Source organism: Streptomyces sp. NBC_00554 (assembly GCF_041431135.1).
In the GTDB taxonomy this organism is placed as follows: Bacteria; Actinomycetota; Actinomycetes; order Streptomycetales; family Streptomycetaceae; genus Streptomyces.
In genome coordinates this window covers 6758938-6780133 of sequence record NZ_CP107799.1, presented here as the reverse complement: position 1 = coordinate 6780133, position 21196 = coordinate 6758938, and the positions used below count along the sequence as shown (strand labels likewise).

The 21196-nt window shown below is 71.0% G+C and carries 18 protein-coding genes; 7 read left to right on the top strand and 11 right to left on the bottom strand.

Annotated elements, in window-relative coordinates; all coding sequences use genetic code 11:
* Positions 1–140: 140 nt before the first annotated feature.
* From OG266_RS29890 to leuA, 5 genes are all read right to left on the bottom strand, one after another.
* A complete protein-coding gene (locus OG266_RS29890) occupies positions 141–803 on the bottom strand; it encodes a response regulator (protein ID WP_371549340.1) in 663 nt (220 codons plus the stop codon).
* Positions 800–2134, bottom strand: coding sequence for a sensor histidine kinase (locus OG266_RS29885; protein WP_371549338.1), 1335 nt, complete (start codon positions 2132–2134; stop codon positions 800–802). The genes OG266_RS29890 and OG266_RS29885 overlap by 4 nt, the downstream gene beginning before the upstream one ends.
* A gap of 86 nt (positions 2135–2220) precedes the next feature.
* On the bottom strand, positions 2221–4350 hold the full coding sequence (locus OG266_RS29880; RefSeq protein ID WP_371549336.1) for an MMPL family transporter: 2130 nt from the start codon (positions 4348–4350) through the stop codon (positions 2221–2223).
* 148 nt (positions 4351–4498) lie between these two features.
* Positions 4499–5194 carry a TerB family tellurite resistance protein gene (locus tag OG266_RS29875; protein WP_266462621.1) on the bottom strand — a complete coding sequence of 232 codons (696 nt, stop codon included), beginning with the start codon at positions 5192–5194 and terminating at the stop codon, positions 4499–4501.
* A 186-nt stretch (positions 5195–5380) separates the two neighbouring features.
* The gene (gene leuA / locus OG266_RS29870; RefSeq protein ID WP_371549334.1) at positions 5381–7102 is read right to left on the bottom strand and encodes a 2-isopropylmalate synthase; all 1722 of its coding nucleotides are present in this window, start codon (positions 7100–7102) and stop codon (positions 5381–5383) included.
* Positions 7103–7422: 320 nt separating this feature from the next.
* On the opposite strand from leuA, the gene OG266_RS29865 reads away from it, so the two are divergent.
* Complete coding sequence (locus tag OG266_RS29865) at positions 7423–8496, top strand: M4 family metallopeptidase (protein ID WP_266462614.1); 1074 nt, start codon at positions 7423–7425, stop codon at positions 8494–8496.
* A gap of 32 nt (positions 8497–8528) precedes the next feature.
* On the top strand, positions 8529–8795 hold the full coding sequence (locus tag OG266_RS29860; RefSeq protein WP_371549332.1) for a protealysin inhibitor emfourin: 267 nt from the start codon (positions 8529–8531) through the stop codon (positions 8793–8795).
* A 136-nt stretch (positions 8796–8931) separates the two neighbouring features.
* Here the strand turns inward: OG266_RS29860 and OG266_RS29855 are convergent, their stop codons facing one another.
* Genes OG266_RS29855 through OG266_RS29845 form a run of 3 tightly spaced genes read right to left on the bottom strand, consistent with a single transcriptional unit; the run spans position 8932 to position 12619 of the window.
* Positions 8932–11349, bottom strand: a complete 2418-nt coding sequence (locus OG266_RS29855; protein WP_371549331.1) for an FtsX-like permease family protein — start codon at positions 11347–11349, stop codon at positions 8932–8934.
* Entirely contained in the window at positions 11346–12062 is a 717-nt protein-coding gene (locus OG266_RS29850; protein ID WP_371549329.1) for an ABC transporter ATP-binding protein, read from the bottom strand. Before OG266_RS29850 ends, OG266_RS29855 begins: the two co-directional genes overlap by 4 nt.
* Complete coding sequence (locus tag OG266_RS29845; protein ID WP_371549327.1) at positions 12059–12619, bottom strand: PadR family transcriptional regulator; 561 nt, start codon at positions 12617–12619, stop codon at positions 12059–12061. Before OG266_RS29845 ends, OG266_RS29850 begins: the two co-directional genes overlap by 4 nt.
* A gap of 162 nt (positions 12620–12781) precedes the next feature.
* Between OG266_RS29845 and OG266_RS29840 the strand changes: the two genes are divergently transcribed.
* Both OG266_RS29840 and OG266_RS29835 read left to right on the top strand, forming a co-directional pair.
* Positions 12782–14107 carry a GH1 family beta-glucosidase gene (locus OG266_RS29840; protein WP_266462597.1) on the top strand — a complete coding sequence of 442 codons (1326 nt, stop codon included), beginning with the start codon at positions 12782–12784 and terminating at the stop codon, positions 14105–14107.
* Positions 14104–15375, top strand: a complete 1272-nt coding sequence (locus tag OG266_RS29835) for an MFS transporter (protein ID WP_371549324.1) — start codon at positions 14104–14106, stop codon at positions 15373–15375. The genes OG266_RS29840 and OG266_RS29835 overlap by 4 nt, the downstream gene beginning before the upstream one ends.
* Positions 15376–15397: 22 nt before the next feature.
* Here the strand turns inward: OG266_RS29835 and OG266_RS29830 are convergent, their stop codons facing one another.
* Entirely contained in the window at positions 15398–16255 is an 858-nt protein-coding gene (locus OG266_RS29830; protein ID WP_371553010.1) for an NAD-dependent epimerase/dehydratase family protein, read from the bottom strand.
* Positions 16256–16374: 119 nt separating this feature from the next.
* On the opposite strand from OG266_RS29830, the gene OG266_RS29825 reads away from it, so the two are divergent.
* The gene (locus OG266_RS29825) at positions 16375–17217 is read left to right on the top strand and encodes a helix-turn-helix transcriptional regulator (protein WP_266462590.1); all 843 of its coding nucleotides are present in this window, start codon (positions 16375–16377) and stop codon (positions 17215–17217) included.
* 200 nt (positions 17218–17417) lie between these two features.
* Here the strand turns inward: OG266_RS29825 and era are convergent, their stop codons facing one another.
* Positions 17418–18377, bottom strand: coding sequence for a GTPase Era (era, locus tag OG266_RS29820; protein ID WP_266462586.1), 960 nt, complete (start codon positions 18375–18377; stop codon positions 17418–17420).
* Between the two features lie 150 nt (positions 18378–18527).
* On the opposite strand from era, the gene OG266_RS29815 reads away from it, so the two are divergent.
* Both OG266_RS29815 and OG266_RS29810 read left to right on the top strand, forming a co-directional pair.
* Positions 18528–19886, top strand: a complete 1359-nt coding sequence (locus tag OG266_RS29815; protein ID WP_371549322.1) for an ammonium transporter — start codon at positions 18528–18530, stop codon at positions 19884–19886.
* Positions 19883–20221 (top strand): P-II family nitrogen regulator, encoded by a 339-nt coding sequence (locus OG266_RS29810; RefSeq protein ID WP_266462583.1) that lies wholly within the window; start codon positions 19883–19885, stop codon positions 20219–20221. The genes OG266_RS29815 and OG266_RS29810 overlap by 4 nt, the downstream gene beginning before the upstream one ends.
* Here the strand turns inward: OG266_RS29810 and OG266_RS29805 are convergent.
* Complete coding sequence (locus tag OG266_RS29805) at positions 20115–21194, bottom strand: WxL protein peptidoglycan domain-containing protein (RefSeq protein ID WP_371549319.1); 1080 nt, start codon at positions 21192–21194, stop codon at positions 20115–20117. The two genes, OG266_RS29810 and OG266_RS29805, sit on opposite strands and share 107 nt — an antisense overlap.
* Positions 21195–21196: the final 2 nt, after the last annotated feature.

Below are 21196 nucleotides of genomic sequence, written 5' to 3'. Positions count from 1 at the left end.
ACAGCGGACAGCGGACAGCGGACAGCAGTCATCGAAGAGCGGACATGGGACGTAGGACATGGGATGTCCAGCCGAAACTAATCTGCCCCGAGGAGCCCCGAGATACGCCTGCCCGTACGCCGTATTGACGTGCCGTCAGCTCAGCAAGCGCCCGGCGCGACGAGCCCCGACTCGTACGCCACGATCACCAGCTGGGCCCGGTCACGGGCACCCAGCTTGCCCATGATGCGGCTCACGTGGGTCTTCGCGGTGAGTGGGCTCAGCCCCAACGCCTCTGCTATCTCGGTGTTGTTGAGGCCGCGGGCGACCAGCGTCAGCACTTGGCGCTCGCGCTCGGAGAGGCACTCGGGGCCGCCCGTCGCGGGGGCCGAAGGGCTGCGCAGGAAGCGGGCGATCAGCCGGGCGGTCGGGCCCGGCGAGAGCAGGGACTCACCGGCTGCCACCGTGCGGATCGCGTCGAGGAGTTCGGCGGGCCTGGTGTCCTTCACCAGGAAGCCGGAGGCGCCCGCGCGCAGGGCCTCCGCGATGTGCTCGTCGGTGTCGTACGTGGTCAGGACCAGGACCCTGACGCCGGCCAGGTCCGCGTCGGCGGCGATGAGCCGGGTTGCCTCGATGCCGTCCAGGTCGGGCATGCGGATGTCCATGACGATCAGATCCGCCCGTGCGCTGCGGGCCAGCTCCACCGCTTCCCGGCCGGTGGCTGCCTGCCCGACGACCGCCATGTCCCGCGCCGACTCGACGAGCATCGCGAACGCGGCCCGCACGAGGGTCTGGTCATCGGCGAGGACTACACGGATGGTCATCGGAGCTCGCCTCGGTCGAATTCGGCTTCACGCACGGCCTCTACCGCACGGACGGGTTCTGCTTCACGTACGACGTCAGACTCACGTACGGCCGCTGATTCATGGACGGCCTCTGCTTCACGTACAGAATTCTGCGCGGGCAAGGCAGCAACGGCGCCCCCCAGCGGCAGCACCGCGACCACCTCGAATCCGCCCTCTCCCCGTACCCCCGCCTCCACCGTCCCTCCCACGCTGCGAGCCCGCTCCCGCATCCCCACTAGCCCGAACCCGGGGGTGGTGCCGCCCGTGTCGCCCGCACCCTCGTCGGTGACCGTCACCCGGAGCGTGCCGCCCTCGGCGCGCAGGTCCACGCGCACCGGCACGTCGGGGCCTCCGTGTCGTACCGCGTTGGTGAGTGCCTCCTGGACGATCCGGTAGGCGGCGGCGCCGACCGCGGGCGGGACGTCGTCGGCGTGTACGGACAACTCGACCTCGGCGCCGGAGAGCCGGGCCGCCTTCGCCAGGTCCGGCACTCCGTCGAGGCCGGGCAGCGGACCGCGCCGGTCTCCCCCGTACTGGGACTCTCGGAGCACCTCCAGGGTGGCGCGCAGTTCGCCGCGTGCGCTGCGGCAGGTGCCGGAGATGTCGTCGAGGGCCTTGGCGACGGCCTCGCGGTCGAGGCGGTCGGGGTCGGCGGCCAGGACGTGTGCGGCGACGGACGTCTGCACGCCGATCAGGGTGATGGTGTGGGCGAGCAGGTCGTGCAGGTCGCGGGCGATGCGCAGGCGTTCCTCGGCGACGCGGCGGCGGGCCTCCTCCTCGCGGGTGCGTTCGGCGCGTTCGGCGCGTTCGACGACGGCGCCGATGTAGTTGCGGTGCACGCGGACCGCTTCACCCGTGATCGCACACGCCAGGATCCAGCCGGAGATGCGCAGCAGCTCGATGCCCCGTTCCGGATTGATGCTGGTGAGCATGATCACGCTCAAGCCGAGCAGGGTCGGCACCACGGCCAGGGTCCGGCGCCGCGGCCCGGCCACCGCGAGCGAGTAGATGGCGACGATCGTCACCGCGATCAGCCCGGAGTGGGCGTTTCCCAGTACGTGGTAGGTGCCCTCCACGACGATGAGCACGAGGAGCGCGCCCATCGGATAGTGCCGCCGCCAAGCGAGCGTCAGCGCCGAAAGACCGAACAGCGTCCAGCCGAGGACGTCCGGCGTGTGTGCGTTGTCGCCCTGCGCCACGAACGTCAGCGGGATCGACGCCAGGCCGGTCCCCACCGCGAAGAGCCAGTCGCGCCGGGCGGGCCGGGCAAGCCGTTTGCCGCGGCGGCCGAGATGTTCCCTGGTGGTCAACACGTGCTCCATCCTCGCCGATCCGACCGGAGGCCGGACCCCCTGGGCGTGAGCCCGGAGGTCCGGCCGGCTGTCCCGCGTCCGGTTCAGCGCATTCCCACGGTCTCCGTGACCGGCTCGGGCAGCTCCCGGCTCCCCGCGGCCGGTTGCTTCGACAGCGCGCCCGGCCACCACACCTTGCGCCGCAGCGCCACGCTCGCGCTGGTGACCAGGTAGGTGCGGACGAGGAAGGTGTCCAGCAGGACACCGACCGCGATCACGAAGCCCATCTCAACGAGTTGGACCATCGGCATGTTCATCAGCACCGCGAACGTCGCCGCGAGGACCAGCCCTGCCGACGCGATCACCCCGCCCGTCGTGCGCAGCGCGATCAGCGCGGCCTGTACCGGTTCGGTGCCCTTGAGGGACTCCTCCCGCATGCGGTGCATCAGGAAGATGCCGTAGTCGACACCGAGCGCCACCAGGAAGACGAAGGACAGCAGGCCCAGGCCCGGGTCCGTGCCCTCGAAACCGAAGACCGGGCCGAAGACCAGTCCGCCGATACCGAGTGCCGCGCCCCACACCGCCGCCACGGCCGCCACCAGGATCAGCGGCGCGACGATCGACCGCAGCAGGGCGATCAGGATCAGCAGGACGAAGACGAGGACGAGCGGTACGACGACCATCCGGTCACGGGCGTTGGTGTCCGCAAGGTCCAGCTGCTCGGCGCTCGCCCCGCCGACGTAGGAGCCGTCGAGGCGGTCGCGCAGGTCCTTGATGGTGGCGGTCTCCCCCGCCGACTGGGGTGCGGAGGCGGCGGTGACGGTGATCTCGGTCCAGCCTCCCCCACTCTCGGCTTCGCTCGAGCGGGGGGACCCCCATCCACTGCGGCCGCGGGTCGCACTGTCGACGCCCGGGGTGTCCTGGGCCTCGGCCAGGGCGGCGTCGGCACGGTCGGTGGGGGCGATGACGGTGATGGGCTGGGTGCCGAACCCCGGGTAGGCCTTGCCGAGGGTCTCCATGGCGGCGACCGCGTCGGGCTTGCTGGTGAAGGAGTCCTCCAGCTTCAGGCTGCCGGGCAGGTTCAGCGCGCCGAGCGCCAGTGCGCCGAGGAGGACCGCGCCGCCCGCGAGGACCGTCAGCGGCCGGCGGCCTGCGGAGCTGCCCATCGCGGCGAACAGCGACCGGCGGACCTTGGGGGTGCTGCCGTAGCGCGGGACGAGCGGCCAGAAGACGCGGCGGCCCAGCAGGACGAGGATCGCGGGCAGCAGGGTCATCATGGCGACCAGCGCGCACAGGATGCCGACGGTACCGAGCGGGCCCATACCCCGGATGGAGTTGAGGTCGGCGGCGAGCAGGCAGAACAGGCCCGCGGCGACCGTTCCGGACGAGGCGAGTACGGCCGGTCCGCACCCGCGCAGTGCGGCGACCATCGCGTCGTACGGCCGCTCGATGCGCCGCAGTTCCTCGCGGTACCGGGAGATCAGCAGCAGCGCGTAGTCGGTGCCGGCGCCGAAGACGAGGATCGTCATGATGGCGGAGCTCTGGCCGGTCACGGATGTCCCGAACCCCTGGTTCAGCCCGTAGGCGACCCCCATCGACAGGTAGTCGGCCAGGCCTGCGACAGCGAGCGGCACCAGCCACAGGAAGGGACTGCGGTAGATGAGGATCAGCAGGAGTGCCACGACCGCGGCGGTGGTGTAGAGCAGGGGTCCGCCGAGCGAGTTGTAGACCTCGCTCGCGTCGGTGGCGAACGCACCCTCGCCGCCGACCTCGACGCTCAGTCCGTCCTCGCTCTTCGCGATGTCCCGTACGTCGTTGACGAGTTGGTCGCGTGCCTTCTCGTCCGTGCCGGGCTCGGTGCTGGCCACCGGGTACATCAGGGTGGTGCCGTCCTTGGACGGGATGCCCTCCGGCTGCGCGGCGAGCGGGTGCGCGCTGGCGATCTCGCCGATCTGGTCGGCGGCCGTCGTCCTGTCCGCGACGGTCAGCCCGCCGTCACGGTGGTAGACGACGACCATCTGGGTGGTCTCTCCGCCGGGCAACTGATCCTGGATCTTGGCCACTTGGGTGGAGTCCGCACTCGCCGGCAGGTAGTCCACGGCCCGGTCGTGCTGCACGTCTGCCAACTTGGAGGCGAACGGCGCGACGAAGGCGAGCAGCGCCACCCAGAGCCCGAGCAGCGCCCAGGGCACGGCCCTTCGCCGCGTACGCGTGGTTGTGTTTCCGGGCCCCATGGCGGGGTCCCCCCTCCTGGACGGTTGTCTGGACACACACCAGACTTCCGGCGCGGAGAACCGGATTCGTCGCGCGGGAGGGCGAGTTCGGGGATACCGCCGCGGGTGGCCCGACGGCCGGACTACTCCCCCGGGAGTACGGGGAGGATTACGACGGTGTACGCGCGGCCGCCAGCAGCCGTGTCACATCGTCCGAGCAGATGGTCAGCGCCGCGCCCACCGTCGCCAGGACCTCCCGCTCGGCGGGCGTGTACGGCCCGTCGGCCAGCGCGATGCGCGCCCCCTGGAGGAGGATCGCCTCCCGGCCCGTGGGGGCGAGGTGCGGGGCGAGCGGGTCCAGGGCCTCATGGAGCTCTATGGCCAGGCTCGCGCCGCACGGCTCCCCGAGGACGCGCCCGGTGTCCGCGGCGAGCGCCTCGACGAGCGCGCCGAGCTGGTCCTCGGTGCAGTCGTCGAAGCCGGCCGAGCGGACGGCCGAGGCGGCGGTCTCCAGGGACGTACGGGCGCAGTGGCCGTCCGCGGCGAGCACGGCGAGGGCGACCGTGTGGACGGCGTCGCGGAGCATCGCGGAGAAGCGGGTGGTGGTGGGGTGGTCGAGGACGTCGGCGCCGAAGTGGTGGCTGCAGGCGGCGCATTCGACGACGGGCCCGGTCTCGCCGCGCGGGAGAACGGGAACGCCGAGGCAGGTGAAGCGTCGCCGGCCGGTGAGCCGCTGGAAGTTGCGGTCGCCTCCGCAGCCCGGGCAGAAGAACTCGCCGTCGCCGACCGTGGTCCATGCGGTACGGGTGCCCAGGATCCGGGAAACCGGAAGTGCACGACCGTTTCGTCCCCATCCTGGCAGCACGCGCGCACACCTCCGTAACGCCGCGGCAACATCGCCGCGCTGGCGTGATGTTAGCCACATTGTTGATGCGGAGTCAGTACCCCGGACGAGACCCACCCGTGACCTGCACATGGAATGGCCGGTAAACGACGGGGCCCCGCCCGCCTCGAAAGGCGGACGGGGCGAAGAAAAACCAGGTGAACGGGTTCAGCGGGCCGCGCGGTTGACCGCGGAGACCACGGCCTTCAGCGAGGCACGTGTCGTATTCGCGTCGATCCCGATTCCCCACAGAACCTTGTCGCCGATGGCGCATTCGATGTACGAGGCGGCCTGCGCGGAGGCGCCCTCGCTCATCGTGTGCTCCTGGTAGTCCAGCAGCCGGGCGTCGATGCCGATGCCCTGCAGCGCCTGGAAGAACGCGGAGATCGGACCGTTGCCGCTGCCGACCAGAACCGTCTCGACGCCGTCCACCTCGGCCTCGACGGTGAGCGTGTCGATGCCGTCGCGGTCGGTCGTGCTCTGGCCGTTGCGGACCTGGATACGGCCCCACGGGTTCCCGGAGATCGGCAGGTACTCGTCCTGGAAGATCGCCCAGATGTCCTTCGGCGTGACCTCGCCGCCCTCGGCGTCCGTCTTCGCCTGGATGATCTTCGAGAACTCGATCTGCATCCGGCGCGGCAGGTCCAGCTTGTGCTCGTTCTTCAGGACGTACGCGATACCGCCCTTGCCCGACTGCGAGTTGACCCGGATGACCGCCTCGTAGGAGCGGCCGACGTCCTTCGGGTCGATCGGCAGGTACGGGACCGCCCACTCGATGTCGTCGACGGTGACGCCCTTGGCTGCCGCGTCGGCCTCCATGGCGTCGAAGCCCTTCTTGATGGCGTCCTGGTGGGAGCCGGAGAAGGAGGTGTAGACGAGGTCGCCGACGTACGGGTGGCGTGCGTGGACCTCCATCTGGTTGCAGTACTCGGCGGTGCGGCGGACCTCGTCGATGTTCGAGAAGTCGATCTGCGGGTCGACGCCCTGCGAGAACAGGTTCATGCCCAGGGTGACCAGGTCGACGTTGCCGGTGCGCTCGCCCTGCCCGAACAGGCAGCCTTCGATGCGGTCGGCGCCGGCCATCAGCGCCAGCTCGGCCGCCGCGACGGCCGTACCGCGGTCGTTGTGCGGGTGCACGGAGACGCACACGTACTCGCGGCGGGAGAGGTTGCGGCTCATCCACTCGAAGCGGTCCGCGTGCGTGGAGGGGGTCGAACGCTCCACCGTGGCGGGCAGGTTGAGGATGATCTCGCGGTCAGGGCCGGGCTGCCAGACGTCCATGACGGCCTCGCAGACCTCCAGGGCGAAGTCCAGCTCGGTGTCGGTGAAGATCTCGGGGCTGTACTGGTAGCCGAAGGTGGTCCGCTCGTCCAGCAGCTTCTCGGCGTACTCCATGACCAGCCGCGTGCCGTCGACGGCGATCTGCTTGATCTGGTCCTTGGAGCCGCGGAAGACGACCCGGCGGAAGACCGGGGCGGTGGCGTTGTAGAGGTGGACGTTGGCGCGCTTGGCGCCGACCAGGGACTCCACGGTCCGCTCGATCAGGTCCTCGCGGGCCTGGGTCAGTACGGAGATCGTGACGTCGTCCGGGATCGCGCCCTCTTCCTCGATGATCGAGCGCACGAAGTCGAAGTCGGTCTGGCCCGAGGCCGGGAAGCCGACCTCGATCTCCTTGTAGCCCATCTTCACCAGCAGGTCGAACATCTCGCGCTTGCGCGCGGGCGACATGGGGTCGATCAGGGCCTGGTTGCCGTCACGCAGGTCGGTGGAGAGCCAGCGGGGGGCGACGGTGATCCGGTTGTCCGGCCACGTACGGTCGGGGATGTCGACCTGGTCGTACGGGCGGTACTTGTGGACCGGCATGGAGGTGGACTGCTGGCGGTTCGCCATGATGCGTGGGCTCCTCGAAGGTGTCCGGAAGGACGGCCGACGGCGCAACGCCAGACTCCGCGGGGAGGGGGTCGGCCTCGACTTACAGGCCCTCGCCGCGGCAGCTAAGGAGGAGCAGCCCGAAACGCATGATGCTCCGCATGCTAGCCGAGCCGCGCCAGGTGCGGGGGCCCGTATCAGTATGCGGGACCGCCCTCACAAATAGGGCGAAAGGTGCGCTATACCACTTCAGGGCCGGTCCGGGGGTTCCTTATCGCCGCATTTCACCAATCATGGTTGCTGGTAGTGACAGAGGCATGACTCAGTGCAAATGTGCCCACATGACCGCCAACCCGTCAGGCTTCGAGCCTGTCTTCTGCACCATCGTGCCGCCCCACGTCCTCGACAAGCTGGCCCGGGCCGAGGACCCCGCGCTCGCCGGTCCTGCCCGCCGCACCCTGGAGCGCGACGCCCTCGAACGCACCCACCGCCGTCTGACCACGGTCATCGGCGCGCCCACCGTGGCCCCGGCGAAGGAAGCCGCCGAGGACAAGCCGCACCGCACGATCTACGACGCCCGGCACCGCCAGGACCTGCCCGGCAAGAAGGTCCGCGGCGAGGGCGACAAGCCCGGCAAGGACGCCACGGTCAACCGCGCGTACGCCGGTCTCGGCGCGACCTTCGAGCTGTACCTGAACGCCTACCGGCGCAACTCGATCAACGGCGAGGGCCTGCCCCTCGACGCCACCGTGCACTTCGACGCGAACTACAACAACGCCTTCTGGAACGGCGAGCAGATGGTGTTCGGCGACGGTGACGGCGAGATCTTCCTCGACTTCACCATCCCGGTCGACGTCATCGGCCACGAGCTGACCCACGGCGTCACCCAGTACACCGCGAACCTCACCTACTTCGGCCAGCCCGGCGCCCTCAACGAGTCGATGTCCGACGTCTTCGGCTCGCTGATCAAGCAGTACACACTCGGCCAGACCGCCGCCGAGGCCGACTGGCTGATCGGCGCGGGCCTGCTCGCCCCGCGCGTCACCGGCACCGCCCTTCGCTCCATGAAGGAGCCGGGCACGGCGTACGACGACGACGTGCTCGGCAAGGACCCGCAGCCCGCGACGATGGACGACTTCGTGAACACCGGCCGCGACAACGGCGGCGTCCACATCAACTCCGGCATCCCCAACCACGCCTTCTACCTCGCCGCCACCGCCCTCGGCGGCAACGCCTGGGAGCGGGCGGGACAGATCTGGTACGACGTCCTCACCGGCGGCGAACTGGGCCAGCAGGCCCTGTTCACCGACTTCGCCAAGCTCACGATCGCCGCGGCCCGCGCCCGCTTCAACGACGGCGAGGAACTGCAGGCCGTCCTGAAGGCGTGGGAACAGGTCGGGGTACCCACCGCCTAGCCCCTCGGCCCGACTCGCACTAGACAGGACCCATGCGTATTCAGGTAAGGCGCACGGGCGGATTCGCAGGCATCGAGCGCCACGCCGAGGTGAACACCTCGGGACGCCCCGATGCCCACGAGTGGCACACCCTGGCCGAGCAGGCGGTCGCCGCCGGCCGGGGCGCTGCCCCCACCGGCGTTCCGGACGGCTTCAGCTACGAGATCACGGTGGACGGAAAGACGGTGTACGCGGCCGATCCAAGACTGACGGAGGAGCAACGGAGCCTGATCTCGCGGGTGTTGAAGGAGGGCGCGTAGAAGGGATCCCGGTAGTTCGGCCGGACAGGTCGGTACAGCGGGGCGGGCCTCTCCCCCGCACGGTGGTCAAGTGGCGGCCGGGTACCCGTTCTGCGCACGGCGCATGGCCAACCCCCCAGTCATGTGATCAAGCCTGTTACTCCCCCATCCGCCGCGCGATGGCCGTCGGCTCGCGAGCGGCCAGCAGCCAGCCCGCGAGAACGGCGAGCACCGGAGTCCCGACCACGACGGTGATCGGGTAGCCGATCGGCACCCGGCCGAACACCGCCAGATCGTGCCGGTAGATCGCGACCATGGCCAGGCACGCGCCGCCGGCCCCGAGGATCACCCCGAGCAGGGCCAGTGCCCCGGCCGTGGTGGCCGTGAGGATGCGCCGGATCGCCGGGGTGGCGCCGGTCGCGGTGAGCGTGCGGAGGTCGGCCGCGGCCTCGCTGCGGATCAGCCCGACGGTCATCGCCAGGACGCCGAGCGCGAACAGGACGCCGACGGCCACGGCGCCCAGCCTGGTGTTGGTGACGGCGCCCTGGCCGTCCCGGATCTCGACGGTCAGCCCGTTGTTCACCGCGAAGCTCCGTGCGGCGGCCTGCTGCGCCCCGGTGAGCGGCCGGTCCGACTGGATGAACCAGCCGGAGCTGATCGTGGTCCAGCCGTGCCGGGCGAGGGCCGCCGGGGTGATGAGCGTGGTGGGCATGGAGGTGTAGGCAGGGCCTTGGACGTGGGTGATGGCGGGGTCCCGCGCGTCGCGCGGGATCACCAGGCGGTCCGACCGGGTGGTGACGAGGTCGGTGGCCGCGCCGATCCGGGCGGGATCGGTGCCCAGCAGCCGGTACAGGGCCGGTGAGGCGACGTAGGTGGAGACATCCCTGCTCTCGTCGCCGGTGCCCGGGGTCCCTGCCGAGACGGTCATCTGCGCGGGGACGCCGTCGGGTTCGGCGCCCTTCTGCATGTCGGGCGACACCGCCTTTTTCAGCGGGACGACCGTCGCTCCCGGCACCAGCCGGTTCACCTGGCCGGCGAGGGCGGCCAGTTCGGAGGACGTATGGGTATGGACCAGGTTGTCGTCGTCGGCTTCGCTGAGCTGGACCAGCAGCTGCCGGTCGCTGAGGTTGCCGGTGCTGGGCGTCGACTGGAAGCCGGTGAGCACGATGACCAGCACGGCCGGGACGCCCAGGGCCAGACTGATCGCCGCGACCGCCGCACCGGACCGGGACGGGTGCCGGGCCAGGTCGCGCAGCGCCAGCCGCACCGCGATCGGTGCCCGTGCTCCGGTCATCGCCAGCACCCGGACCGCGCCCGGGGCGGCGAACAGGACGGCCAGCGCGGTGAGCAGGGTGGCCCCGGCGACCGGCCACGGACGGGTCTTCCCGGCCCAGGCCAGCACCCCGACTCCGGCGATGAACAGCACCGCGGCCAGCAGCGCGGACCGGTGGGCGGACGTCCGGACCGGCGGCCGTCCGGACAACGCCAGCGTCACCGGCATCCTGCTCACGGACCGGGCCGGCCACCACGCCGCCCCGGTCGAGGTCACGATCGCCAGCACCAGCAGCACGCCGATCAGCGTCCACGGGATGTGCGACACCGCGATCCGATGGTCGACCGTGCTTTCGAGCCGGGATGCGACGAGCGGCCACAGGGCCAGTCCGCCGATCGTTCCGAGGACGGCGGCGAGTACGCCGATCAGCAGGCCGGTGGCGGTCATGACCTGCCGTACCTGTCGGTCGGTCGCGCCGATCGCGGCGAGCATGCCGAGCTGGCGGAGTCTGCGGTGGGCCAGCACCGCGAACGCGGCGGCGGCCACGAACGCGACGAGCAGCAGCAGGATCATCGCGCAGCCCAGCACCAACGTGGCGACCACGATTCCGTCATTGTTGTCACCCGCGCCCCCGCTCGTCGGGCTGGCGGTGGTCAGGCCCAGGCCGCCCGGCCCCACCGGGCCCTTGGTCAGGACCGACAACGACTGCGGTTGGGTCGAGGCCGGATCGACCAGTACGAACTGGTCGGCCAGGAAACTCGGGTTCTCCGCGATGCCGACGACGGCACGGGCGTGACCGTCCAGCGAGATCGTCCCGCCGAGCCGCAGCCCGAGCAGCTGTGCCAGACCGGCGGTGATGGCGGCCTCGCCGGTCCCCTGGGGATAGCGGCCCTGGTGGATGGCCAGCAGGGCCCCGGCGAACGGGCCATGGAGCCGCTGCGAGCGGTAGTCGACGGGTGTGCCGAGGCCGGGGGCCTTCTCGGAGCTGTGCCCGATCACCTCCACGGTCTTGAGGCTTGCGCGGATCTTCGCCAGGTCGGACGCGACCGCCTGCGGGTCCTTCCCGTTCAGCGTCATGACGGTGTCGGCCGAACCGAGCCTGGAATCGGCGGGATCCGGCAGATTGGCGATGGTCGTCGCGCCGCAGACCGCCGCGGTCACCGTCACGACGAGCAGTACGGCGACCAGGGCCTGGGAGCGCCACTCGCGGCGCAGCAGCCGCCACGACCAGCGGACCAGCGCCCGGCGCGCGGGCACTCCGGGGCGCCCGGCCGCCGGCCGGGGTGGGGCGAGGGCGCTCACGACTCGGCCAGCAGGGATTCGGGGCCGGCCGGCGGCGCGGTCTGGTCGATGGCCACCCCGTCGCGGACGAACACCACCCGGTCCGCCCACGCGGCGAGTTGCGCGTCATGGGTCGCCAGTACGGCGGCGGCGCCCTGCCTGCAGGCGCTGCGCAGCAGCCTGATGACGGTCTCGCCGGCACGAGAGTCCAGGGCACCGCTCGGTTCGTCGGCCAGCAGCAGTCGCCGCTCCCCGACCAGCGCCCGGGCGATCGCCACCCGCTGACGCTGCCCGCCGGACAGCTCGTCGGGATAGCGGCCCGCCTGGTCGGTGAGGCCGACCTGCTCCAGTGCCCGCAGGGCCGCGGCGGCGGCGACCTTGGCGCGCGTGCCGTCCAGTTCCAGGGGCAGAGTGATGTTCTCGGCGGCGGTCAGTCCTGGCAGCAGGTTGAAGTCCTGGAAGACGTAGCCGACGCGGCGGCGGCGCATCCGCGCCTGCTCGGAGCGCGACATCCCGGAGAGCGGTATCCCCTCGACCAGCACCTCGCCGCTGGTCGGCTGCTCAAGGCTGCCCGCGATGGTCAGCAGCGTCGACTTGCCCGAGCCGGAAGGGCCCATGACCGCGACCATCTCTCCGGCCCGCACCGTGAGGTCCACCCCGGTCAGGGCATGCACCTGGGCCGCCCCCGTCCCGTACACCTTGGTGATGCCGCGCAGTTCGAGCACCGGACTCATCGGGCCGCCCTCTCCCTGGCAGTGGCGTCCGCGGACTCGGCGGGCGCCAGCTGCCGCAGCCGGGCATCGGCGGCGTCCAGCCAGCGCACGATCGCCTCCAGCCGGAACAGCTCGGCGTCGGCCACCAGCAACAGGCCGATGGCGTCCGGCCCGGCCCCCTCCTTGAGCCGGGCGTAGCGGGCCATGGTCTCGATCACGTGCCTGCGGTGCGTCTGCAGGATCGCGGTCACCCGCACTCCCGGCACCCGCAGCGCGACCAGCACCTTGATGACCAGCTCGTCGCGCGGCGGCACATCAGCCGTGGATGGCGTGGCCAGCCAGGCCTGCAGCTCCTCGCCGCCCGCCTCGGTGATCCGGTAGCTCTTCTGCGGCCCGGGCTCCTCCGTGTCGTCGGAGACGACCATGCCATCACGCTCCAGGCGCTGGACCGTTGTGTAGACCTGACCCACGTTGAGCGGCCAGACCTCTCCGGTCCGGGCCTCGAACTCCTGGCGCAGTTGCAGTCCGTACTTCGGGCCCTCGCTGAGCAGGGCCAGCAGCGCATGTCGCACGCTCATGGGCAGCCACCTCGGTAGGAATATACCGAGTATCATACTCAGTATGCAGCTCGCCTCCGCAACCCCTCGCACGCCGTAGGTCAGGCCGATTCCCTCCGACACCCGGAACGCTGTAACGGCCAGTTCACACGGCACCGTTGACTTCCATTACTGCGGGTAAGGATGATCGCGCGCATGGCGACGACCCTCCCGAAATTCCCGCCCAACTTCCTCTGGGGCGTATCGACATCGGCCCACCAGATCGAGGGAGCCACCGACAAACGCGCCCCCTCGGTGTGGGACACCTTCACCGCCGAACAGGGAAACGTGAAGGACGGCTCCACAGCCGAAGTGGCCTGCGACCACTACCACCGCTACCGCGAAGACGTCGCCCTCCTCCGCGACCTCGGCGTGGACGCCTACCGCTTCTCCATCTCCTGGCCCCGGGTGAACTCCCCCGGCGGCCTGGACTTCTACGATCGCCTGGTCGACGAACTGTGCGCGGCGGGCGTACGCCCCGTACCGACCCTCTTCCACTGGGACCTGCCGGTCGACCTCGACTGGATGAACCGCTCGACCGCGGAACGCTTCGCCGAGTACGCGGCCGTCGTCGCCGCCCGCCTCGGCGACCGCGTCACCAAGTGGATCACCCTCAACGAGCCCGCCGAACACACCCTGTTGGGCCACGCACTGGGCGCACACGCACCCGGCAAGAAGCTGCTCTTCGACGCCCTGCCGGTGGCCCACCACCAGCTCCTTGCCCACGGTCTGGCTGTACGGGCCCTGCGCGCGGCCGGCGTCACCGACATCGGGATCGCCAACTCGCACGGGCCGACCTGGGCGGCGTCTCAGAGCACGGAGGACGTGGAGGCCGCCGACTTCTACGACCTGCTCCTCAACCGCCTGTTCGCGGACCCGCTGCTCCTTGGCCGCTACCCCGACGGCATCGCCGACCTGCTCCCCGGTGACATCGAGTCGGACCTGAAGATCATCTCGGAGCCGCTGGACTGGTACGGGATCAACTACTACCAGCCGACCAAGGTGGGCGCCCCCGAGGGCGCGGAGATCGAGTTCAGCGGACTGACTCTGCCCGCCGAACTCCCCTTCTCGGTACGCGAGTTGGAAGGCTACCCGGTCACGGACTTCGGCTGGCCGGTGGTCCCCGAGGCGCTCACGGAACTGCTCACCGGGTTCCGCGAGCGCTACGGCGACCGGCTCCCGCCCGTGGTCATCACCGAGAACGGCTGCAGTTACGACGGGATCGACGACCAGGAGCGGATCACGTTCCTCGACGGTCATGTGCGGGCGCTGCACCGGGCGTTGGAGGCGGGCGTCGACGTACGCGGCTACTTCGTGTGGTCGCTCCTCGACAACTTCGAGTGGGCGGAGGGGTACGCGCGCCGCTTCGGCCTCGTCCACGTCGACTACGGAACCCTGGAGCGGACCCCGAAGGCGTCCTACTCGTGGCTGCGGGACGCGCTGCGGGACTCTTTGCGGGCCAAGAGATGACGGCGCCCTCGACCGACGCGAGCGAGCCCTCGGCGGCGGCGCTGGCCGAGCCCGTCGAGCGGGTCGGCCGGGGCTGGACCGCGTCGCTCTCGCTCGCCAACGGGGCGATCTGGGTGGGCTGGTACGGCCCCCTGCAGATCCTGCTCGCCTCCCAGGCGGAGGACTTCGCGCCCGGCTCCGGCATGTCCAAGGAGACGATGCTGGCGTGGGTGACGGGTGCGGGTGCGGTCGTCTCGCTGGTCGCCAACCCGCTCTTCGGGGCGCTGTCCGACCGGACGACCGCGCGCTGGGGCCGCCGTACGCCGTGGATCGTCGCCGGAGCGGCGGGCGGCGCCCTGTCGCTGCTGCTCCTGGCGGGCGCGGGCGGCGTCTGGACGATGGCGGCCGGCTGGTGCCTGGTCCAGCTGACACTGAACGCCGCCTTCGCCGCGGTCACGGCGGCCGTGCCCGACCGGGTGCCGCGGCTCCAACGGGGGTCTGTGGGCGGCTGGTTGGGGGCGGCCCAGATCCTGGGCGTGGTCGGCGGGACGGGCTTGGCGACGCTGGCGGGGGGTGTGGGCGGCGGATACGCGGCCTGCGCGGTGTTCACCCTCGTCGGCGTCCTGCCGTACGTACTGCGCCACAAGGACCTGCGCCTGCCCGCGTCGGCCCGCCCCGCGTGGTCCTGGCGCCCCTTCCTGGCCTCCTTCTGGCTGAGCCCCCGCCGCCACCCCGACCTGGCCTGGGCCTGGCTGACCCGCTTCCTGATCAACCTCAGCAACGCGCTCGTACTGCTGTATCTGCTCTATTACCTGCGGGACCGCCTGCACTACGACGACCCGGAGCAGGGCGTCCTGATCCTGACCGCGGTCAACGGCGTCACGCTCCTCGCCACCGTCGTGGTCGGCGGCGTCTGGTCCGACCGTGTGGGCCGCCGCAAGCCCTTCGTGATCTGGTCGGGCGTCCTGATGGCGGTCGCCACGGCCGCCCTCGCCGGCTGGCAGACCTGGCCGGGCGCCATCGTCGCGGCCGCCGTCCTCGGCATCGGCTTCGGCGTCTTCACCTCGGTCGACTTCGCGCTGATGACGGACGTCCTCCCGAAGGCGATGGACCGCGGCAAGGACCTGGGCGTGATCAACGTGGCCAACGCCCTCCCCCAGGTCGCCGCCCCGGCCCTCGCGGCACCGATCGTGACGTACCTGGGCGGCTACCGCGTGCTGTACCTGGTGGCGGCGGTGATCGGGCTCGCGGGGGCTCTGCTGGTGGGGCGGATCAGGGGTGTGGACTAGGGCCTGTCCCGCCGGACAGGCCCTAGAGCGCGCCCACGTCGGCCGCCGTCCAGACCGAGGGGTACAGGGGGCGGAAGCCCAGCTCGCGGCGGATGCGGCGGGTGGAGACGATGCCGTGCCACGGGTCGTCGTCCTCCGCCCGGTCGTGCAGGTCCTCGGGGACCTCGAGGCCGTTGAGCTGGTGCAGCTCGACCGTAGTCACCGGCGCGTCGTCCGCGATGTTGTACACACGGCCGTCGGCGCCCGGGGCGTAAAGCAGGCGCAGCAGCCCCTGGGCCACATCCGCGTGGTGGACCATCTGCAAGCGCTGGGTCGCGGCCCAGTGCGCCGCCCACCGCATCGACTGGGCGATGTGCGGGTCCCCTTCGCCGTAGACGAAGGAGAGCCGCCCGACGCGTACGTCGAGGTCCGCCATGGCCAGCAGCCCGCGCTCGGCCTCGAGCTTCGCCTCCGGGTACGCGCCCCACAGGCGGCCGCCGGGCACGTGGGGATCGGACTCGGTGTGCGGGCGGCCCCGCCCCGCGCCGTACACGAGGTTCGTGCTGACCTGCACGAACCTGCGTACGCCTGAAGCGACCGCCGCGTGCCCCAGTTCCAGCGCCCCGTCCCGGTTGACCGCCCGCGCCTCGTCGTCCGGTACGCCGCGGAAGGAGGCCGCGATGTTCACCACCGCGTCGGCTCCGGCGAGCGCCTTCCCCAGCGTGTCGGAGTCCCGCAGGTCCCCGACCGCGACCTGCGCGCCCAGGTCGGCGAACCTGGACGCCTTCGACTCGTCGCGGACCAGGACCCGTACCTGCTCGCCGGGCTGCGTCTGCGCCAGCAGCCGCGGGACGAAACGGCGCCCGACCTCACCCGTCGTACCCGTCACCAGTGTCAGCATCATGTGCTCCTCTCGCCTGCCGCCAGCCTGGGACGCGGCGGCGCGCGGCGGGAGAGACCTCTCGATCAGGGGATCAGCACTCCCTGGATAAGACGGGCGCCTTCGGCCACGCTGGAGGGGTGAACCGAGCCGAACTCGCCGACTTCCTGCGCCGCGGCCGCGCCCGTCTCGACCCCTCCGACGTGGGGCTCACGGCGGGTGCCCGGCGCCGTACGCCGGGTCTGCGGCGGGAGGAGGTGGCCGCGCTCGCGGGGATGTCCGTGGACTACTACACGCGGCTCGAGCAGTCGCGGGGGCCGCGCCCGTCACGGCAGATGCTGGGTGCGCTGGCGCGGGCGCTCCGGCTCAGTGGGGACGAGCGGGACCATCTCTTCCACCTGGTGGGTGAGGAGCCACCGCGGTCCGAGAGCGCGTCCGCGCATGTCCGGCCGGGGCTGCTGCTGATCCTCGACCGGCTGTACGACGCGCCCGCGATGATCGCCACGGACTACGGTGACGTGCTCGCCCAGAACGCGATGGCGGCGGCGCTCGTCGGGGATGCGGGCGGTGACCGCAACATGGTGCGCCGCTTCTTCACCGAACCGGGGGCCCGTGCCCTCTTCCCCGTCGAGGACCATCCTGAGCTGGCCCGTGCCCATGTCGCCAACCTGCGGGCCGTCACCGCGGCGCGGCCCGAGGATCCGCGGCCGGCTCGGCTGGTGGCCGAACTCCGTGCGGCCGGTGGGGAGTTCGCGGAGCTGTGGGACGCCCACGAGGTCGCCGTGCGGCGCGCCTCCACGAAGCGCTTCCGCCATCCCACCGTCGGTCTGCTCGAACTCGACTGCGAGATCCTGCTCAGCTCCGGCCACGACCAGTTCCTGATCGTCCACACGGCCCGCCCCGGCACGGAGTCCCACGAACGACTCCAACTGCTGCGGGTGGTGGGGCTGCAGGACCTGTCGCCGAGCGGGGGCCGGCCTTGAGTTTTTTCGCCCCCTCCGCCCCTACCCGTCCCTTGTTCCTGGGGCTCCGCCCCAGACCCCGCTCCTCAAACGCCGGAGGGGCTAACCCCTAGCCCGTCCGGCGTTTGAGGACGAGGCCGTTCAGGCCGAAGCGGGGGTCTGGGGGCGGCAGCCCCCAGGGGAACGGGACGGGTAGGGGCGGAGGGGGCGAAAAAAGCCCCTCAGAACCCCAGCTTCCGCAACTGCCGAGGATCCCGCTGCCAGTCCTTGGCGACCTTCACATGGAGGTCGAGGAACACCGGCGTACCCAGCAGCGCTTCGATCTGCTTCCGGGACTTGATGCCGACCTCCTTCAGCCGCTTGCCCTTGGGGCCGATGATGATGCCCTTCTGGCTGGGCCGCTCGATGTAGACGAAGGCGTGGATGTCGAGGAGCGGCTTGTCGGCGGGCCGGTCCTCGCGGGGAAGCATCTCCTCGACGACGACGGCGATGGAGTGCGGCAGCTCGTCCCGCACACCCTCGAGCGCGGCTTCACGGATCAGCTCCGCGACCATGACCTGCTCGGGCTCGTCGGTGAGGTCACCCTCCGGGTACAGCGCGGGCCCCTCCGGGAGGAGCGGCACGATCAGGTCGGCGAGCAGGTCCACCTGCTCGTCCGCGACCGCCGACACCGGCACGATCTCCGCCCACTCGAACCCGAGCTCCGTACCGAGCTGATCGATGGCGATGAGCTGCTCGGCCAGCGTCTTGCCGTCGACGAGGTCGGTCTTCGTGACGATCGCGATCTTCGGCGTCTTCTTGATGGACGCCAGTTCCTTCGCGATGAACCGGTCACCGGGGCCGAGCTTCTCGTTCGCGGGCAGGCAGAAGCCGATGACGTCGACCTCGGCCCAGGTGGTCCGCACGATGTCGTTCAGCCGCTCCCCGAGCAGCGTGCGCGGCTTGTGGAGCCCGGGGGTGTCCACCAGGATCAGCTGCGCGTCGGCCCGGTGCACGATCCCCCGCACCGTGTGCCGCGTGGTCTGCGGCTGGTTCGCGGTGATCGCCACCTTCTGGCCGACCAGAGCATTCGTGAGGGTGGACTTGCCCGCGTTGGGGCGGCCCACGAAGCAGGCGAAGCCGGCGCGGTGGTTGGCCTCGGACGGCTCGGATGACTCGGTACGAACGCTCATGGCGCCCATTGTCCCTGATCATCGGAGCCCTGCCGCACGGCGGACGAAAGCGGCGGCGGTCTCGGCCGCGGCACGGTCACCTCGGTGAGGTTCCGGAAACCCCCACGCAACACGAAACACGCCCGAAACGCATGTGTGCACAACCGGAAACGCGGGCCCGTGACCCTCGGACGACGCCCCCACCCCGTTGGAGACACCGTGATCCTGGCCGCGCCCCTGGCTGTCCCCCACATCGACACCGGCGACACCGCCTGGCTGCTCGCCGCCACGGCGCTCGTGCTGCTGATGACCCCGGGCCTGGCCCTGTTCTACGGCGGCATGGTCCGCACGAAGAGCGTCCTCAACATGCTGATGATGAGTTTCGTGTCGATCGCGCTGGTCACCGTGGTGTGGCTGGCCGCCGGCTACTCGCTCGCGTTCGGCGACGACGCCTTCGGCGGGCTGATCGGCGGACTGAAGCACGCGGGCATGGCGGGCATCGGCCCGGACAGTGTGCAGGGCACGGTCCCCACGATCCTCTTCGCGACCTTCCAGCTGACCTTCGCGATCATCACGGCGGCACTGATCAGCGGCGCGATCGCGGACCGCGCGAAGTTCGGCGCGTGGCTGGTCTTCGTACCGCTGTGGGCGCTGCTCGTATACGTTCCCGTCGCCCACTGGGTGTGGGGTCCCGGCGGCTGGATCCTCGACAGCCTGGGCGCGCTGGACTTCGCGGGCGGCCTGCCGGTCGAGGTGACCTCGGGCGCCTCCGGTCTGGCCCTCTGCCTGGTCCTCGGTCCGCGCCTCGGTTTTAAGAAGGACTCGATGCGACCGCACAACCTGCCCATGGTCATGCTGGGCGCCGGTCTCCTCTGGTTCGGCTGGTTCGGCTTCAACGCGGGCTCCGCCCTCGGCGCCAACGGCCTGGCCGCCGCCGCCTTCCTCAACACCCTCACCGCCGGCTGCACGGGCCTGCTCGGCTGGCTCTTCGTGGAGCAGCGGCGCGACGGCCACCCCACCACGCTGGGCGCGGCGTCCGGCGCGGTCGCGGGCCTGGTGGCCATCACCCCGTCCTGCGGCTCGGTCTCCCTCCTTGGCGCGCTGGTCGTCGGTCTCGCCGCCGGTCTGGTCTGCTCGTACGCCGTGAGCTGGAAGTTCAAGCTGAACTACGACGACTCGCTGGACGTCGTCGGCGTCCACCTGGTCGGCGGTGTCATCGGCACGGTCCTCATCGGCGTCTTCGCGACGGAGTCGATGACGGGCGGCGCCGAGGGCCTCCTCTACGGCGGTGGGCTCGGGCAGCTCGGCAGGCAGCTGGTCGCCGTCGTGGCCGTCGGGGCGTACGCCTTCGCCGTCACGTACGGCATCGGGAAGCTGATCGACCGGGTCATCGGCCTGCGCGCGGACGAGGAGCAGGAGCAGACCGGCCTGGACCTTACGGTGCACGCCGAGACCGCCTACGATCACGGGGTCCTGGGGCACGGCGCCCCGGTCTCCTCCTCCGTCCCCTCCGCCCAGAAGGTCCAGGCCCAGGCATGAAGCTCATCACCGCGATCGTCAAGCCGTACCGGCTCGACGAGGTCAAGACCGCCCTCCAGGAACTCGGCGTGCACGGTCTGACCGTCACTGAGGCCAGCGGTTACGGGCGCCAGCGCGGCCACACCGAGGTGTACCGCGGCGCCGAGTACCAGGTCGACCTCGTCCCCAAGGTCCGTATCGAGGTCGTCGTCGACGACGCCGACTCGGACGCGGTCATCGACGCGATCGTCAGGGCCGCGCAGACGGGGAAGATCGGCGACGGGAAGGTGTGGGCAGTTCCGGTGGAGACGGTGGTGCGGGTACGGACCGGCGAGCGCGGCCCCGACGCGCTCTGAACACCCATGGCCATGAACGGCGTTGACGTTCTCCCGACGTCCACGGCCAGCTGCCGCCGCGCCGCGCTCTGATCACCACCAGGGCCCCGACGAGCGCCGCCCCCAGCACCGCCGCCACCAGCCAGGGCAGCGCGAAGAACGAGGCGCTCGCCGACTCACGGGTGTCATGGGCCGAAGCCGTGAGCGTGACCTCGCCCCAGTCCAGCTGGGGCGCGCCCCGCCACGGCTCGCTCAGCCGGACCCGCTGCCCCGGCAGCAGCTCCGAGGGGATCTTGGTCAGTCCCCGCGAGAGCAGCGTACGGCCGAAGAGTCCCTCGGCCTTCAGCTGGACCTTCGGGTTCAGCGTCACGTTGCCCGTGTTGCGCAGGGTGTACGAGATGGTGGCGGTGCTGTCGCCCAGACCGGGCACGAGGGGCTGGTGGTGGGTGATGCGGACCTTCTCGACGGAGATGGCGGGCATCGTCGGGCCGCCGACCCGCAGGTAGATCCGGGCCGCGACGGCCCGCTGCACCCCCATCGCGAGGGTCCCGTCGCCCGCGTCGATCCGCTCGTCGAGCGCGACCAACGCCCCTGGGTGGTCCCCGGGTTCGGCCTTCTCCGGCACCCGGAGCGTGAACGGCACGGTGACCGAGCCGTGCGCGGGAACCGTCACCCGGGAGCGCGCGGGACGCGCCCACGCCCCGACCCCCCGCTGCTTCTCCTTGAGCGTGCGTACGGCGAACCCGCCGTCGCGCACGGTGTTGTAGGCGTCGGCCGCGTACAGCCGGAAGGTCAGCGGCTCGCCTGTCTTGTTGGCGACCGTGACCTTGTCCTCGAGGGTCGTGCCGGGGTCGGCGGAGAGGTAGAAGTACGGCCGCGCGGCGAGTTTCGTCGAGACGGGGAAGACGGACCAGCTGCCGTTGTCGGCGGCGTAAGAGGGTGCGGCCTGTGCGGCCAGGAACAGGCACAGGAGGAGGACGTACAGCTTGCGCATGG

Bases quoted from the DNA above. Each gene is read 5' to 3' on its own strand.
- OG266_RS29890 (WP_371549340.1), bottom strand. From the start codon at position 803: ATGACCATCCGTGTAGTCCTCGCCGATGACCAGACCCTCGTGCGGGCC.
- OG266_RS29880 (WP_371549336.1), bottom strand. From the start codon at position 4,350: ATGGGGCCCGGAAACACAACCACGCGTACGCGGCGAAGGGCCGTGCCC.
- leuA (WP_371549334.1), bottom strand. From the start codon at position 7,102: ATGGCGAACCGCCAGCAGTCCACCTCCATGCCGGTCCACAAGTACCGC.
- OG266_RS29865 (WP_266462614.1), top strand. From the start codon at position 7,423: ATGACCGCCAACCCGTCAGGCTTCGAGCCTGTCTTCTGCACCATCGTG.
- OG266_RS29860 (WP_371549332.1), top strand. From the start codon at position 8,529: ATGCGTATTCAGGTAAGGCGCACGGGCGGATTCGCAGGCATCGAGCGC.
- OG266_RS29850 (WP_371549329.1), bottom strand. From the start codon at position 12,062: ATGAGTCCGGTGCTCGAACTGCGCGGCATCACCAAGGTGTACGGGACG.
- OG266_RS29845 (WP_371549327.1), bottom strand. From the start codon at position 12,619: ATGAGCGTGCGACATGCGCTGCTGGCCCTGCTCAGCGAGGGCCCGAAG.
- OG266_RS29840 (WP_266462597.1), top strand. From the start codon at position 12,782: ATGATCGCGCGCATGGCGACGACCCTCCCGAAATTCCCGCCCAACTTC.
- OG266_RS29835 (WP_371549324.1), top strand. From the start codon at position 14,104: ATGACGGCGCCCTCGACCGACGCGAGCGAGCCCTCGGCGGCGGCGCTG.
- OG266_RS29830 (WP_371553010.1), bottom strand. From the start codon at position 16,255: ATGCTGACACTGGTGACGGGTACGACGGGTGAGGTCGGGCGCCGTTTC.
- era (WP_266462586.1), bottom strand. From the start codon at position 18,377: ATGGGCGCCATGAGCGTTCGTACCGAGTCATCCGAGCCGTCCGAGGCC.
- OG266_RS29810 (WP_266462583.1), top strand. From the start codon at position 19,883: ATGAAGCTCATCACCGCGATCGTCAAGCCGTACCGGCTCGACGAGGTC.
- OG266_RS29805 (WP_371549319.1), bottom strand. From the start codon at position 21,194: ATGCGCAAGCTGTACGTCCTCCTCCTGTGCCTGTTCCTGGCCGCACAG.